The 14,311-nt window shown below is 45.3% G+C and carries 10 protein-coding genes and 4 tRNA genes; 11 read left to right on the top strand and 3 right to left on the bottom strand.

Annotation, left to right across the window (positions count from 1 at the left end; all coding sequences use genetic code 11):
- Positions 1-87 precede the first annotated feature (87 nt).
- Positions 88-1,065 carry an NAD(P)H-quinone oxidoreductase gene (locus MASE_RS07720; RefSeq protein ID WP_014949180.1) on the top strand — a complete coding sequence of 326 codons (978 nt, stop codon included), beginning with the start codon at positions 88-90 and terminating at the stop codon, positions 1,063-1,065.
- Between the two features lie 71 nt (positions 1,066-1,136).
- On the opposite strand, the gene rnhA is transcribed toward MASE_RS07720, so the two are convergent.
- The gene (gene rnhA, locus MASE_RS07725; protein ID WP_014949181.1) at positions 1,137-1,607 is read right to left on the bottom strand and encodes a ribonuclease HI; all 471 of its coding nucleotides are present in this window, start codon (positions 1,605-1,607) and stop codon (positions 1,137-1,139) included.
- A 111-nt stretch (positions 1,608-1,718) separates the two neighbouring features.
- Between rnhA and dnaQ the strand changes: the two genes are divergently transcribed.
- The 9 genes from dnaQ to MASE_RS07770 all read left to right on the top strand — a co-directional run bounded on the left by dnaQ (position 1,719) and on the right by MASE_RS07770 (position 8,492).
- Complete coding sequence (gene dnaQ / locus MASE_RS07730) at positions 1,719-2,438, top strand: DNA polymerase III subunit epsilon (protein WP_014949182.1); 720 nt, start codon at positions 1,719-1,721, stop codon at positions 2,436-2,438.
- 36 nt (positions 2,439-2,474) lie between these two features.
- A complete protein-coding gene (locus MASE_RS07735; RefSeq protein ID WP_014949183.1) occupies positions 2,475-3,983 on the top strand; it encodes a TIGR03503 family protein in 1,509 nt (502 codons plus the stop codon).
- A gap of 215 nt (positions 3,984-4,198) precedes the next feature.
- A tRNA-Asp gene (locus MASE_RS07740) sits at positions 4,199-4,274 on the top strand.
- 30 nt (positions 4,275-4,304) lie between these two features.
- Positions 4,305-4,381: transfer RNA gene (locus tag MASE_RS07745), tRNA-Asp, on the top strand.
- 30 nt (positions 4,382-4,411) lie between these two features.
- Positions 4,412-4,488, top strand: a tRNA-Asp gene (locus tag MASE_RS07750).
- A 31-nt stretch (positions 4,489-4,519) separates the two neighbouring features.
- A tRNA-Asp gene (locus MASE_RS07755) sits at positions 4,520-4,596 on the top strand.
- Between the two features lie 317 nt (positions 4,597-4,913).
- A complete protein-coding gene (locus MASE_RS07760; RefSeq protein ID WP_014949184.1) occupies positions 4,914-6,467 on the top strand; it encodes an EAL domain-containing protein in 1,554 nt (517 codons plus the stop codon).
- A gap of 101 nt (positions 6,468-6,568) precedes the next feature.
- Complete coding sequence (gene lolD / locus MASE_RS07765) at positions 6,569-7,279, top strand: lipoprotein-releasing ABC transporter ATP-binding protein LolD (protein ID WP_014949185.1); 711 nt, start codon at positions 6,569-6,571, stop codon at positions 7,277-7,279.
- Positions 7,266-8,492 carry a lipoprotein-releasing ABC transporter permease subunit gene (locus tag MASE_RS07770; protein WP_014949186.1) on the top strand — a complete coding sequence of 409 codons (1,227 nt, stop codon included), beginning with the start codon at positions 7,266-7,268 and terminating at the stop codon, positions 8,490-8,492. Before lolD ends, MASE_RS07770 begins: the two co-directional genes overlap by 14 nt.
- 267 nt (positions 8,493-8,759) lie before the next feature.
- Here MASE_RS07770 and MASE_RS07775 read toward each other — a convergent pair whose 3' ends face one another.
- Entirely contained in the window at positions 8,760-10,106 is a 1,347-nt protein-coding gene (locus MASE_RS07775; protein WP_014949187.1) for a dicarboxylate/amino acid:cation symporter, read from the bottom strand.
- A 114-nt stretch (positions 10,107-10,220) separates the two neighbouring features.
- On the opposite strand from MASE_RS07775, the gene MASE_RS07780 reads away from it, so the two are divergent.
- The gene (locus MASE_RS07780) at positions 10,221-12,770 is read left to right on the top strand and encodes a beta strand repeat-containing protein (RefSeq protein WP_014949188.1); all 2,550 of its coding nucleotides are present in this window, start codon (positions 10,221-10,223) and stop codon (positions 12,768-12,770) included.
- A gap of 78 nt (positions 12,771-12,848) precedes the next feature.
- Here MASE_RS07780 and astB read toward each other — a convergent pair whose 3' ends face one another.
- The gene (gene astB / locus MASE_RS07785) at positions 12,849-14,189 is read right to left on the bottom strand and encodes an N-succinylarginine dihydrolase (RefSeq protein WP_014949189.1); all 1,341 of its coding nucleotides are present in this window, start codon (positions 14,187-14,189) and stop codon (positions 12,849-12,851) included.
- Positions 14,190-14,311: the final 122 nt, after the last annotated feature.

A 14,311-nucleotide genomic window follows, 5' to 3' on the forward strand; every position in this document is an offset into this window, starting at 1 on the left:
AAACACAAAACAAACCCAAACTGATTGTTATTGATGTACGTAGACACATTACGATTAAAATTTTAAGACTAGGATTAGGTGCAAAGTATGCGCTATGTGGATTTTGAAAAGGGATGTACCCCAAGCGAGTTGGTTGTTAAGGAATGCGAAGGTTTATCGCTAACATCAGGAAAAGTAAAAGTAGAGGTCAAAGCATTCGGTGTAAATCGAGCAGATACGTTGCAGCGTCAAGGCAACTATCCACCTCCGCCAGGGGAAAGTGAAATCCTCGGATTAGAGGTCGCTGGCGTCGTAACGGAAGTTGCCCGTGATGTGAGTACCTTTAAAGAGGGAGATGAAGTATTTGGTTTGGTTGCAGGTGGCGGCTATGCCACTGAAGTCATTGTTAATCCAGCGCACTTAATGCCTATCCCTAAAAGTATGCCGTTTTTTGAAGCTGCGGGTTTGGCTGAAGTATTTCTTACGGCTTTTCAGTGCTTACGCACAATCGCGCATATTAAACCGGCTGAACGGGCGTTAATTCATGGTGGTGCAAGTGGTGTGGGGTTGGCCGCCACTCAGCTATGTCGATATTGGGGCGTACATAGTGCCGTAACAGCGTCAAGCCAAGATAAGCTTACCCTTTGTGAAAACAATGGTGCAGAACACCTTATTAACTACAAAAAGCAGCAGTTTGAAGACGTTCTTAAAAAAGTGTGGCCTGAAGGGGTTAATATGGTGCTTGATATGGTAGGTGGCGACTACTTAAATCGAAACCTCAAAATACTAAAGCAAGATGGAAAAGTGGTTTATTTAGCTATGCTCGCAGGACGTTACGCCGACAACCTCGACATGGCAATGCTGTTAGGTAAAAGAGCCTCGATTATTGGAACTACACTGAGAAACCGGAGTGACGAGTATAAAGCGGACTTGATACGTGACTTTTCCAACGTATGTTTGCCCGCTTTTGAAAATAAAGAGCTAAATGTAAACATCGATACCCATTACAGCATTGATGATATCGACAAGCCTCATGCGCGATTGGAAAACAACGACACACAGGGCAAGTTGGTGCTTTCGTGGTAAGCGTCTTTGATAAAAGCTATCGGTGAGAGCTTTTAGTAATGCTCGTAGTAAAGACGCTTCGCTGAGGTATACTACTTTCCAACAAAGCCTTCATCAGGCTTTGTTGGGTTTGCCTCTGCAGCACCGCGTGCAAGATCATCACAGCGCTCGTTTTCAGGGTGACCCGAATGGCCTTTCACCCAATGCCAGTTTATCTTGTGCTTTTTTACCGCTTCATCTAAACGTTGCCACAAATCTGCATTCTTTACTGGCTTCTTGTCAGCCGTGCGCCAACCATTTTTGCGCCAGTTATGGATCCACTGATTAATGCCGTTTTTTACGTACTGACTGTCGGTGGTTAATTCGACGTTGCACGGTTCGTTTAGGCTATTAAGTGCTTCGATAGGGGCTAAGAGTTCCATGCGATTGTTAGTGGTGTGGGCAAAGCCATCGCTCAACTCTTTTCTGTGTTGCTTATAAATTAACACAGCGCCGTACCCGCCCGGCCCTGGATTACCCAAGCACGAGCCGTCGGTGTATATATGAATGGTCTTTTGAGCCACAGCGTTTCCTTTGATTTAACTAGCGTAATTTATCGTATCTTTTCCCTTAGCGGATTGCGAAGGGATTGATATACTATCAAAAAATGAAAGTGCAATTATAGTAGAGGTTCCATGCGCCAAATTGTTCTCGATACTGAAACCACAGGTATTGACCCCAAAGAAGGCCACCGCATTATCGAAATAGGGTGTGTTGAAGTGGTTAACCGCCGTTTGACGGGGAATCACTTTCACGTTTACATCAACCCAGGCCGTCACATTGAACAAGAGGCAATTGAAGTCCACGGTATAACCAATGAATTTCTTGCCGACAAGCCTACATTTTCTCAAGTGGCTCAGGAGTTTGTGAGCTTTATCAAAGGGGCACAGTTAGTCATTCACAACGCGCCCTTCGACGTTGGGTTTATGGATCACGAGTTTGGCATGGAAGCGTCTACCAAAGGCGTTATTACTAACCAAATTTGCGATGTTCTCGATACACTTACTCTTGCTCGCCAAATGCACCCAGGCCAAAAGAACAACCTCGATGCCTTGTGTAAGCGTTATGGTATAGACAACAGTCATCGAACTCTTCACGGCGCTTTGCTGGATGCGGAAATTCTGGCAGATGTTTACCTGTTAATGACCGGTGGGCAGACCAAACTTAAACTAGCATCTAGCTCTGGCAGTGATGCCGATTCCACCGCGATACGAAGAGTTAAGCGAAGCGCAAATAAATTAAAGGTTATTAAAGCTACCGCCGATGAAATAACACAGCACGAGGCTCGCTTGGACATAGTGGAAAAAGCGGGTGGCAAATGCTTATGGCGTCCTCAGCCTGAAGAGGTGTCTTAGCAAAACATAATCAAATAGAAATAAAGTAGCCAAACAATGCAGGAGCAGCGTAGCGTGAGAGTGTGGTTTTATTGGGTAATTCTTTTATCATTGTTTATACACTTAACCGCTGGCGCTCAGTCGCAAGAGGACGAGCGCGATGCTGCAAGGCAGCTAGCAGATAGTGCTGTACAAAATGCTCAATCAAGCAACGCAACAATAGATACATCTCCTCTTACAGAGCTTGGTGATGAATACACCAACTCCATTCAACTGTTACAAAACCGCTTTCGCGTTGACTATAACGTTAAAGAAATCACCATGGTTTTCTTTAGGGAGTACGGTTCTGCCCCTGTAGTGCTGGTTAGACCCGATGGTTCAAAGCTATTTCAAGGGCGCGTCGACGAAGAAAAGGTGCAGTGGTACGACGCTGATACCTTTGACATGATCACCATCAAAGATCCTGTGCCTGGGCCTTGGCAAGCTGTAGGTCAAGTATTACCGGAAAGCCGTGTAATGGTTTTGTCTAATGTTGAACTTCATGCTGAGCCGTTACCAAATGTGCTGTTTGCCGGCGAAATACTTAAATCCACAGCCTATTTAACCAACAACGGCAAGCCTATAGAAAACAAACAGTTCAGAGATGTCGTTGATTTAGAAATTGAGTTTAAGAGTACCAATAACCCTAACTACGGCAACTTTGGTACAAATGACCAGCGCATAGCGACATTTAAAGACGATGGGCGAGGGATGGATGAGCGACCAGGAGATGGCGTTTTTACTGGCCAGTTCAACTTGAAAATACCGGCTGGTGAATGGAAGCCTATTTTTCGCGTAAGCACACCAATGTACACCCGCGAGCAAATAGGCGAACTTATCGTCTTACATGAAAATCCCGTGTCTATTGATGTTGAAATGGATGGAGGCGGAGAGGGATATCATAAAATTATCATTGATGTAGACCGTGAATTAGTCGACATCGAGTCACTGTTAGTCGATGGCAAAGTGAAGTTTCCTAATTCCGATATGCAGAATTTTTCGCTAACAGAAGGCGGTGTGGATCCTCGAGAGCACTTAATTGTCGCCTACGAAGAAGGAATTTTTAGGGTAAAACTCACTGCTTACGGCACGACAATGGATGGGCGCGATTTTATATTAGATGTCCCTGAATATAGTTTTGTGGCAGAGGGACCTGCCGAGCCTGAGGTTGAAGACCCTTTAATCAATGGAAAAGATCCTATCGTTGATGGCAGTGCACCCTCAATAACGCAACCTGAAGTGCCACAAGACGATATGCAGCCAAATTCGGTAGAAGATGAAATGGATGATGGGACGCTAACCCTCATTCTGGTGGCCGTAAATGGGTCTATAGTGCTCATCGGAGTAATCGCTGCTGCTGTAATTATTATTATGCGAAAAAAGGCGTCTGCGCCTAAGCAAGCAAATAGTACTGCAAAGCCATCCGGAGAAACCACCGATGCTGACCTTACTATGGAATCTGAACCTAAGGGGTTTAAAAAACTGTTAGGGCTATTCAAAAAGCGTGAAAAAGCTGAAAAGGAATAGCAGGGAGACCAGCGCTTCAGTTTAAGGCGTCGCTAATTTGTTCAGTTTGAATTTTATTTCGACATAATGCCTATTTAACAGGCAAACAAACCGCAGATGACAATTTTATTAATAAAAAGCGTTGACTCCACATAGGGGAATACGTATTATCTGCGCCGCAGTCAGGGGACAGGGCAACAACAGCCAAGTCAACTCACTGATAACATTGAAGATGTGGAGCGGTAGTTCAGTTGGTTAGAATACCGCCTGTCACGCCGGGGGTCGCGGGTTCGAGTCCCGTCCGCTCCGCCACTCTTTCAATGGTATAACTAAAAGGTCTTCGGAGCGGTAGTTCAGTTGGTTAGAATACCGGCCTGTCACGCCGGGGGTCGCGGGTTCGAGTCCCGTCCGCTCCGCCATTTAGTTATACAGCGCAATCTCGATTATGTGGAGCGGTAGTTCAGTTGGTTAGAATACCGGCCTGTCACGCCGGGGGTCGCGGGTTCGAGTCCCGTCCGCTCCGCCATTAATCGAATAAAGCGCGCTTCCCATTATGCGGAGCGGTAGTTCAGTTGGTTAGAATACCGGCCTGTCACGCCGGGGGTCGCGGGTTCGAGTCCCGTCCGCTCCGCCATTAATGATAAGCTTTTCTTCTTAGATAATTCCCCCTTCTGGGGACACTCAAAAAGTTCTTTCTCACTCTGCAGTTAAAATTGCTGTTCTCGCAATCGCACTTTATTTATTCTTACCCTCTTGTCAGTTAGCCATTCAAGAAATTGCTCCGTTTCCCAATTGCACAATGTGACATTAGAAACATTATTCCTCTTCGATTAATAGTCTTCTATAAAGTAAAAAAACACCCAACAAACAGTAACATGCCCTAAAGTCGTAGTGTCTTTTTTTTAATTTGTACTAAAGTTAGGTCGTTCACGCTAAAAAAACACGGAAATTATGAATAAAAGCGACCAAAAACAGTACTTTCTTGCTGATAATTTAAAAGCAATTGGGGTGTCATTGCTAAGCGTAGTGGGTGTGACCCTATTACTCGCTATCGTTATGTTTATGTTTATTCGAGAACAAGAGGAGAGTCGCGCTACAGAAATACTAGATAATGTGCGCGTAGTATTTAGAGATGCTGAGATCACGCTCGATTACCTAAATGCGCTGCCGTATCAAACCTGTGAAATGGATAACTTAGCGGAAATGCGAAAAACCTTGTTTCGCTCTCGATTTGTAAAAGAGATAGGTTTTTATCAAAATAACGAGCTATTGTGCAGTACTTATTTGGGCATTCTAGAAGAGCCCATGAAAGAGGTTAAGCCTGATTTTTATACTCAGCTTGGCGACGCTTTTTGGATAAATACTCCTCTTCAGCTTTTCGATAAACAAGCTACCGGTACTATAGTACAGCGCGGACGTTACAACGCAGTATTGGATATGGATAGTGTCATTGGTTACAGCTACACGCAAGATTGGCAGCTGTTCTACAATGGCGATCAGTTTTATCATATGGCAGGTAATCCTAGCCTTGTCGGTTCTACCCTCAGCCAAGATGACATGGACGCACGCACTGGCTACTTTTCCTTACAATTTATCCAGTGTGATGAACGCTACAATCATACCTGCCTAAAAGTGAAATCTGATCACGGTCGCGTATTAGATTTGCACATGGGCAAGCTGGTGTTGTTTGTGTTTGCTATGCTAATGACAGCAGCGTTGACGCATATGCTTACCTTTAACTATTTAAGACGACGACGTTCACTTGAGTCTCGCGTCAGTAAAGGGCTAAAAGAACATAAGTTCTACTGCTTGTACCAACCTTTTGTAAACTTGGAATCGGGAAAGGTCATTGGGTGCGAAGTATTGAGTCGATTTGAGGATGAATTTGGGCCGATTTACCCTGACGAATTTATTCCTCAGGTAAAAGAGCAGGATATGACCTGGGAATTTACGGTTGATATGATTACCACCGCCATGAGAGAACTCAACGAAAACCCAGAGATCCCCGAAGGCTTTAAGGTATCGTTTAATCTATTCCCCTTCGATTTTACCCGCGAAGGTTGTTTGGACCTAGACTTTGTACTAGATATGAACGTAAAGAACTTCAAGTTAGTTTTAGAGATCACTGAAGATGAGCAAATCGCCACTCATAGTGCGGTGAAGCATATTAAGTCACTGAAGAGTAAAGGCTTCTTATTTGCAATTGACGACTTTGGAGTGGGTTATTCAAATTTAAGCCAGCTTAAAACGCTAAACTGTGATTACCTTAAAATTGACCGCAGCTTTGTTATGGATATGGAAGATAACAGCATTCGTTCATCACTCATCCCTCACATTGTGAGTATTGCCGAAGGACTTAATGTTGATTTGATTGCAGAAGGGGTTGAAAACATTGATCAATGCAATGAACTGAAAGGATTAACCATCGGCTTTGGTCAAGGGTGGTTATTTGGCAAGCCACAGTCTGCGGATGCGTTGGCCAAAAGCGTTCAAGGCACGCAATAATACAGATTGATATTTACGTTTTAGCGCTGTTATTTTTCAGTTGGTGTTGGTAGTGTTTAACGCTACCATTCACCGTCTGGAAATTAAAGAAGAATACTCGCATGCAGGACGTGCTAATTTGCCGCAATATTAATAAAACCTATCAAGATGGCAGTAATGCTACCCCCGTTTTACACGATGTCTCTCTTTCAATAAAAGCTGGCGAACATGTTGCTATTTTAGGTAGCTCCGGCTCAGGTAAAAGCACCCTTTTACATATTCTTGGAGGGTTAGATAAATCTTCTAGCGGTGAAGTCGAATTCAATGGAAAATCACTCGGTCAATTATCTGGAAATGCATTAGCAAAGCTTCGCAATGACGAAATGGGCTTTATCTATCAATTTCATCATTTACTCGGTGAATTCACAGCGTTAGAAAATGTAGCAATGCCGCTAAGAATTAGAGGGCTTTCGACCAAATTGGCCCACGGCAAGGCTCGTGAAATGTTAGATGAAGTTGGGCTTTCTCACCGCGTCGACCATTTACCATCGACCATGTCAGGCGGTGAACGACAGCGTGTGGCAATAGCACGAGCTTTAGTTACCGAGCCATCAGTGGTACTGGCCGACGAACCTACAGGAAATCTTGATGACTCGACGGGTGAGCAAATTTATAAACTGCTTACTAGCTTAAGTGATAAAAAAGGGACAGCGTTTGTTGTCGTTACCCATGATATTACCTTGGCCGGGAAAATGGACAGGGTGCTGAAGATAAAGGACGGCAGATTAGCGAGCGATACGTTATTCAAGGAGAGCCAAGATGCTCGCCTTTGAATTGGCCCAACGCTTCAGAAAAACACGTTCAGAACAGCGTTTCATCTCTTTTATTTCTATGTCATCCACCATTGGGATTGCCCTTGGTTGCTTTGTACTAATTGTGTTGCTGAGCGTAATGAACGGGTTTGAAAAAGAGCTTACAAGTCGTATTTTGAGTGTGGTTCCTCATGGTGAATTATATAGCAAGAGCGAAAGCGGAATAGAAAATTTAGACGCGCAGCTCTATCGTTTGTCTCAAGATAGCCGTATTGCCTCTGTCACGCCATACACAGGGATAACCGGAATGTTGCAGTCAAAGGGGGAATTGAAGGCAATTAGCGTTACTGGTATTCCGGTTAACAGTGTTAGCGACAAATATACTGAAAGAGTCACAAGTGAGGATTGGCAACGTTTTTCGACGCAGAAAAATGGTCTCATTGTAGGAAAGGGTATTTTCGCTTCCATGGACCTTAATATTGGTGACATTGTTCAAATACTCATTCCTCAAACAACTCAGGATCTAACCTTCAAAGCCCCACGTTCAATTACGCTTTCTATTTCTGGAGTGCTATCTGTTGGCGGTGAACTCGATAACCAACTGGGTTTAATGCACTTGGAAACAGCGTCTGAAGCTATTGGTATTTCATCTAAGTCACAAGGAATTCAGTTTACACTTATCGACCCATTTTCATCTTACGACACGATGCGAGATATAGGTTACAGCTACCCTCAGGGTGTTTACATGTCTGACTGGACACGTACCCAAGGCCACTTATATAACGATATTCAGCTAGTTAGAGCTGTGGTGTATATCGCCTTGACGCTGGTCATTGCCGTTGCTTGTTTTAACATTGTGTCGTCACTGGTTATGGCGGTTAGAGACAAACAGGCTGCCATCGCAATATTAAAAACCATGGGAGCGACGGATCGTTTAATTCGCAATACCTTCGTGTTGCAGGGCGTTATCAATGGCGTTATAGGCATTACTGTAGGTGTGGTTTTAGCGCTACTGGTAGCACCTAACCTCTCTGAGATTGTTCGCTTTATTGAGGTGGCGATAGGCATAGAAATTCTATCAGGCGATATATATTTCATCGATTTCCTACCATCTGATCTACATTGGCAAGACGTTGTAGTAACCGTGGTTGTTGCTATGTTCTTGAGTGTGGGCGCTACTATTTATCCAGCGCAAAAGGCAGCCAAGGTATCACCTTCATCAGCGCTTCACTAACTTTAAGCTCAACAGGGTAAGTAATACCAGTCAGCATAGATCATTACCCACTCAGCGAGAAATTTGAAAGGGTACAGCCATTCCTGCATTCCCACGCTTTGCTAGGAAGCTTGCCAGCGCCTTCTGAGTGGGCAATTATCTATGCGGATTGGTATAACGGAGCAAGCAACTAACTAAAAAGGCCAGCAATTGATGCTGGCCTTTTTTAGTATGCGACTGCTTCTGTAAACTCATATGTAAATCGAGCTAAAGAAGCTTTTGTAGTCGTTATTTATTCTTTTCAAAATGTTCGAAGTCCACATCTTCCTGCTTCAAACCGGCTTTAGGATCGTTATAAACGCTTTCGTCCAATGCTCCTTCGCTTTTAGCTACAATGCACGACACCATACAGTCGCCTGTAATGTTTACCGCAGTGCGTGTCATATCCAGCAGTCTGTCTACACCGATAATAAGTGCGATCCCTTCAACCGGTAGGTTCACTTGCTGCAATACCATAGCTAGCATGATAAGGCCCACACCTGGCACACCGGCGGTTCCGATAGAAGCAAGGGTGGCGGTAAGTACTACCATCATATAGTCGCCAAGGCTTAAATCGACAGCGTAAACCTGGGCAATAAAGACCGTGGCAACACCCTGCATTATGGCCGTGCCGTCCATGTTAATTGTTGCGCCTAGCGGCAGGGTGAACGACGATACCGAGTTACCTACGCCAAGCTTGTTTTTCGCCGTTTCCATAGTGACGGGCAAGGTAGCGCTACTGCTTGAGGTACTAAATGCGAATAGCGCAGCGTCACGCATTTTCTTCATCAAGATAACAGGGTTTAATCCCGATAAAGCTTTTAGCAGCACTGAGTAGGTTACCAGGCCGTGAAGGATTAACACGCCAAATACTAAGAAGAAATATTTCGCCAGGCTCAGAATTGTTTCGCCACCAATAGTGGAGAAGAGTTTCGCCATCAACACGTACACGCCGTATGGCGCTAAGTTCATGATGATGGTAACAAGACGCATGATTACCGTATTAATATCTTCAAAGATAGCGGTAAGACGCTTGCCCGCATCACCTGTCATCGCCATAGCTATACCAAACAGTACGGCAAACACAATGATCTGTAGCATGTTGCCCTGTGCCATTGAGTTAATTGGGTTGCTTGGGAACATGTTAACGATAACGTCAGACAGGCTAGGGGCCTCTTTCGCTTGGAAGGTAGTTTCTGTTGTTAGATTTAGCCCGTCACCCGGAGACACCACTAAAGCTATACTCATGGCTAGTGTTATGGCAATGGCGGTTGTGACAACATAGAGTCCGACTGACTTTGCGCCAAGTCTTCCCAATTTACTAGGGTCAGACAGTGTGCTGGTTCCGCAAATTAAGGAAACAAACACAAGAGGAACCACAAGCATTTTTAAGCTGGCAATAAATATTTGGCCGAGAGTGGAAAATATACCTTCTACAAGAATGTTATACGTTGAGAACTCTAAACCGAATATCGAAAAAGTAAAATCTCCGCTATCATCAAACAATAATTGGAGAAAGACACCAGTCAAGATACCGGCAGCCATGCCGATAAAGATGCGGGCGGTTAAACTATATTTATGTGCAGATGAAGACATTAATGTTCCCTGTGCATTTTTATATTTTTAATCTTTCGTAGTGTGCCAGATTCAGTTGATTTTTAAACATAAAAAACGACGCAATTGTCAATAAAAGAGGTTCAGGAACGAATTATGTCGACATTAGCGAAAACGCTAAGCCTAATTAGCGCATTATTTATGCTAACAGCATGTGGTGGGGGCGGTTCATCAGTCTCTCGAGATAACACGGATAACGGAAGCGGAGACGGCGGTACCACATCACCGACCTATTCAATCGCTTTAACACTGGAAAATGAAAGTGGAGCAAGCGACAACAGCCTTTCTGAAGACAATAGTCTGTTTGTTGTTGCGACCGTGTCAGATCAAGATGGCAATCCGCATGCAGACGCGTTACTAACCTTTACGCTAAGCAACGAACAACTAGCCGAGTTTGGCAACGACACGGGAACGGCGCGTACAAATTCAAATGGTGTAGCCCGATTACGCCTTAATGCCAGCACGGCTTCTGGAGATGGCGAAATTACCGCTGCGCTCGGTAGCGGCGAAACGGGAACTACCACGTTTTCAGCCACAGCGGTGACAAGCACCGACCCAACAACAATAAGTGTATCGCTAGCCCTACAAAATGCAGGTGGGGAAGCAGATAACAGCTTATCTTCTAGCAACGCATTGGTTGCGCTGGCAACCGTGACTAATTCTGAGGGTGAGCCTCAGGCCGATTTGCTCCTAACTTTCTCATTGAGCAATGATGATTTAGCGACGTTTTCTAACGATACTGCCACTGCACTGACTAATGCAGAAGGCGTAGCGTCGATCGGTATGTCGGTGGGAAGCGCATCAGGGGATGGTGAAGTAACGGCTACTTTGTCAACGGGTGAAGCGGATTCAACTACATTCAGCTCTTCGGGCAGTACAACGGTAAGTGAAGAGCCCGCGTCACTGGAGCTTTATGCTAACAGCATTCAGCTCGCCTCAAGCGGTAGTGATGAAGTTGAGTTGATAGCACTGGTTAAAAATGAACAAAGTGTGCTGATGGAAGGGGTAGAAGTAAGCTTCTCTGCCGCATCAGGCGATGGGGTTGAACTTCAATTAACTCAACCAGAAACCGCCGCAGATGGTACAGCGCGCGCAATATTAACGTCTCAAAACGATGCGTCAAACCGCACCGTCACCATTACAGCAGGTGCAGGCAGCCTTACGCAAACAGTTGAAATTACCATTGCTGGTACAGAAGTCACCATCAACGGTGCATCGTCAGTTATTTTGAACGACAGCGTAGATTATACAATTCGTGTTCAGGACTCTGACGGAACATCAATTCTCAACCAAGACGTAGTGCTAAGTGCGGTTAACGGAACGCTTAGCAGCACGACTGTTAATACGGGCGCAAACGGACAAGCGACAGTGTCTTACACTGCATCAACGTCTGGCGAAGATACTATCACTGCGGCAGCACTTAACGCTGAGACCAGCTTTACGGTGCAAGTTCAGCAAGACGAATTTAACTTTGTCAACTTGCCTACAGAGGAAGTGCCGCTAGGGCAGACTCAAACTATTACGGTCCAGTGGCGTCAAGACAACACGCCTGTGGTAGGTCAGAATGTTACTTTTAGCGCGTCACGTGGCGTTATTGCGGGCAACGCAACTGTAGTGACCGATGCTGAAGGGCAAGCGAGTATTGATATCAGTGCGAATAATGCTGGTATCTCTTCAATTACTGCATCAGCGAGTGACGGAAGTGGGAATGTGTTGGTTTCAGCACTCACTCAGATTGAGTTTATTGCTACCACACCTCACACACTGATTGCCGATGCATCACCTGACATCATTGGCCCTGACGGTCAAACCAGTACCATCAGTGCAGTTGTTCGCGACGTTGATGGAAACTTAGTGAAAAACAGTGTGGTTAACTTCTCTGTATCTGACGTATCGACCGGATTTGTATCACCTTCTCAGGCAACCACCGACAGCAAGGGGATAGCGACCACTGTCTTTACTTCAGGATCGGTATCGACTCAAGACGCGGTAGTGGTTACTGCTTTTGTTGCTGACGACCCAGCCATTGACGACGAGGTTGTGTTAACAGTGGGCGCACGTGCTTTTGATATCTCGCTAGGAACGGGTAATGAGCTTGAAGAAGCCACATCGACTTCTTACCTAAAGCGCTTTGGTGTGTTTGTATCAGATTCTGCAGGTCAGCCAGTCAGTGGCGTCAACCTGACTGCGTCAGTTGCGCCGGTAAAATACGTAAATGGCGGTGAGTATAGAACCGGCTTTTGGGTATTCGACGATGATGCTTCTCAATGGGTTGCAATAGTAAATCAAAACTGTGAAACCGAAGACGTTAACGACAACGGTATTTTGGATACAACACCAAGAGATGAAGATACCAATGAAGACGGTATGTTAACTCCTGGATTAATTGGGACCATCGCGTTTGCCAACGGTGCAGCGGTGACAGATGAGAATGGTTACGCGGAATTGGAATACCGTTATCCTCGCAGCTATGCAATCTGGTATGACGCTGTCATTTCAGTGTTCGGGCAGTCTACAGGCAGCGAAGCAAGTGCGAAGATGCGTTACACCCTAAGTATCTCTGCTGACGACGTGACGGATGAAGGGGCGTCACCGCCGGCTAATCCATTCGGCGTAACTGATCAGTGTACGCTGGTCACACCATAAAGAGTTTATACTTAACAAGTAACAAAAAGCCGGCTTATAGCCGGCTTTCTTTTTCGCTTAATTTTAATCAGACTTAACTTACGCCTGTTGGAATGGGTAAACCGAACCAATTTTAAGGATTTGTGTAAGCTCATCAAGCGCAGTACGAGATTCAATGAGAAGCTGCGGATCGCGCAAGTCATCTTCGCTTAATTCATCGCGATAGTGTTTGTCGACCCATGCATTTAAGCGTGCGAACTGTGAATCGTTAATTAACGTATTTTGATTAACCGCGGCGAGTTCTTGGTCATTCATTGCAACGCGCAAACGCAAACATGCCGGACCACCGCCATTACGCATGCTTTGTTTAACATCAAAATAATTAACCGACTTAATGGGCGTACCCAGTGTTACCAGCTTGTCTAAATAGCGCTTAACGGCTTCATTTTCCTCACACTCAGTTGGCGCAATGATGGTCATATCACCACCTGGAAGCGTTATAATTTGCGTATTGAACAAGTAGGTTTTTACTGCGTCTTGTACAGAGACTTCAGCAGTCGGCACTTCAATAAAATGCAGCGGTTCGCTACCAAATTTAGCTTGAAGCTCTTTAAATCCAGCGTCTTTTTGATAAAACGCTTGCTCGTGGAAAAACAACACATTTTGGTTACCAACAGCGATCACATCGTTGTGGAATACGCCCTGGTCGATAACGTCTGGGTTTTGCTGCATGTAAACTACGCCATCGTCGTCTAGACCGTGTAAGCGAGCTACTGCTTGGCATGCTTCTAGCGTTTGGCGAGCCGGATATTTTTTCGGTGCTGGTTTGCTGGTATCAAATGCATGACGACCATAAACAAACAACTCTACGCCTGCCTGACCATAGTTGCTGCAAATTCGCGTGTGGTTAGCTGCACCTTCGTCACCAAAATGCTCGTTATCTGGCAAGTGCTGGTGATGAGCAAAGTGCTTTTCATTGGCAAATGTACCACGCAGGATATTGCCTGTAACCTGAGGCTCTAGTGAACGATGGAACTTGTTGGTTAAGTTTGCAGGGGTAAAGTGAACGCGACCATCGGCAGTATCGGCACTAGGAGACACAGTGGCGGCATTTGCAGTCCACATGCTACTGGCAGAACAACAAGCAAGGAAAATCTCGCGAGATTGCTTTGCAGCGCTTTCTAGCACGCGAGCATCAGAGCCTGTGAAACCTAATCGACGCAGTGCGGCGATGTCAGGACGCTCTTGTGGGGCCAACACACCTTGAACCATTCCCATATCGGCCAACGCCTTTGCTTTGGCTAAGCCTTGCTTTGCAGCTTGTTTTGGACTGCTCTTTGCGTTTGCGTTGTTCAGGGAAGCGACATTGCCAAACGACAAACCGGCATAGTTATGGGTAGGTCCTACAAGACCATCAAAGTTAACTTCAAACTGCTTCATACTTTCCCTCATTCTTGGAGTTTTGGCGCTTGACCCTATATGTTACTTTTCCATACGCACTGCGATTAATTTAATAGCAGCGGCAACGCTTTCGTTCTTTTACAGGGGCAAACGATGCACTT

The organism is Alteromonas macleodii ATCC 27126 (genome assembly GCF_000172635.2).
In the GTDB taxonomy this organism is placed as follows: domain Bacteria; phylum Pseudomonadota; class Gammaproteobacteria; order Enterobacterales; family Alteromonadaceae; genus Alteromonas; species Alteromonas macleodii.

What these genes read in the sequence shown, in the direction of transcription:
- MASE_RS07780 (WP_014949188.1), top strand. Translation starts at nt 10,221, where the DNA reads ATGTCGACATTAGCGAAAACGCTAAGCCTAATTAGCGCATTATTTATG.
- MASE_RS07775 (WP_014949187.1), bottom strand. Translation starts at nt 10,106, where the DNA reads ATGTCTTCATCTGCACATAAATATAGTTTAACCGCCCGCATCTTTATC.
- astB (WP_014949189.1), bottom strand. Translation starts at nt 14,189, where the DNA reads ATGAAGCAGTTTGAAGTTAACTTTGATGGTCTTGTAGGACCTACCCAT.
- MASE_RS07770 (WP_014949186.1), top strand. Translation starts at nt 7,266, where the DNA reads ATGCTCGCCTTTGAATTGGCCCAACGCTTCAGAAAAACACGTTCAGAA.
- MASE_RS07720 (WP_014949180.1), top strand. Translation starts at nt 88, where the DNA reads ATGCGCTATGTGGATTTTGAAAAGGGATGTACCCCAAGCGAGTTGGTT.
- MASE_RS07735 (WP_014949183.1), top strand. Translation starts at nt 2,475, where the DNA reads ATGCAGGAGCAGCGTAGCGTGAGAGTGTGGTTTTATTGGGTAATTCTT.
- MASE_RS07760 (WP_014949184.1), top strand. Translation starts at nt 4,914, where the DNA reads ATGAATAAAAGCGACCAAAAACAGTACTTTCTTGCTGATAATTTAAAA.
- lolD (WP_014949185.1), top strand. Translation starts at nt 6,569, where the DNA reads ATGCAGGACGTGCTAATTTGCCGCAATATTAATAAAACCTATCAAGAT.
- dnaQ (WP_014949182.1), top strand. Translation starts at nt 1,719, where the DNA reads ATGCGCCAAATTGTTCTCGATACTGAAACCACAGGTATTGACCCCAAA.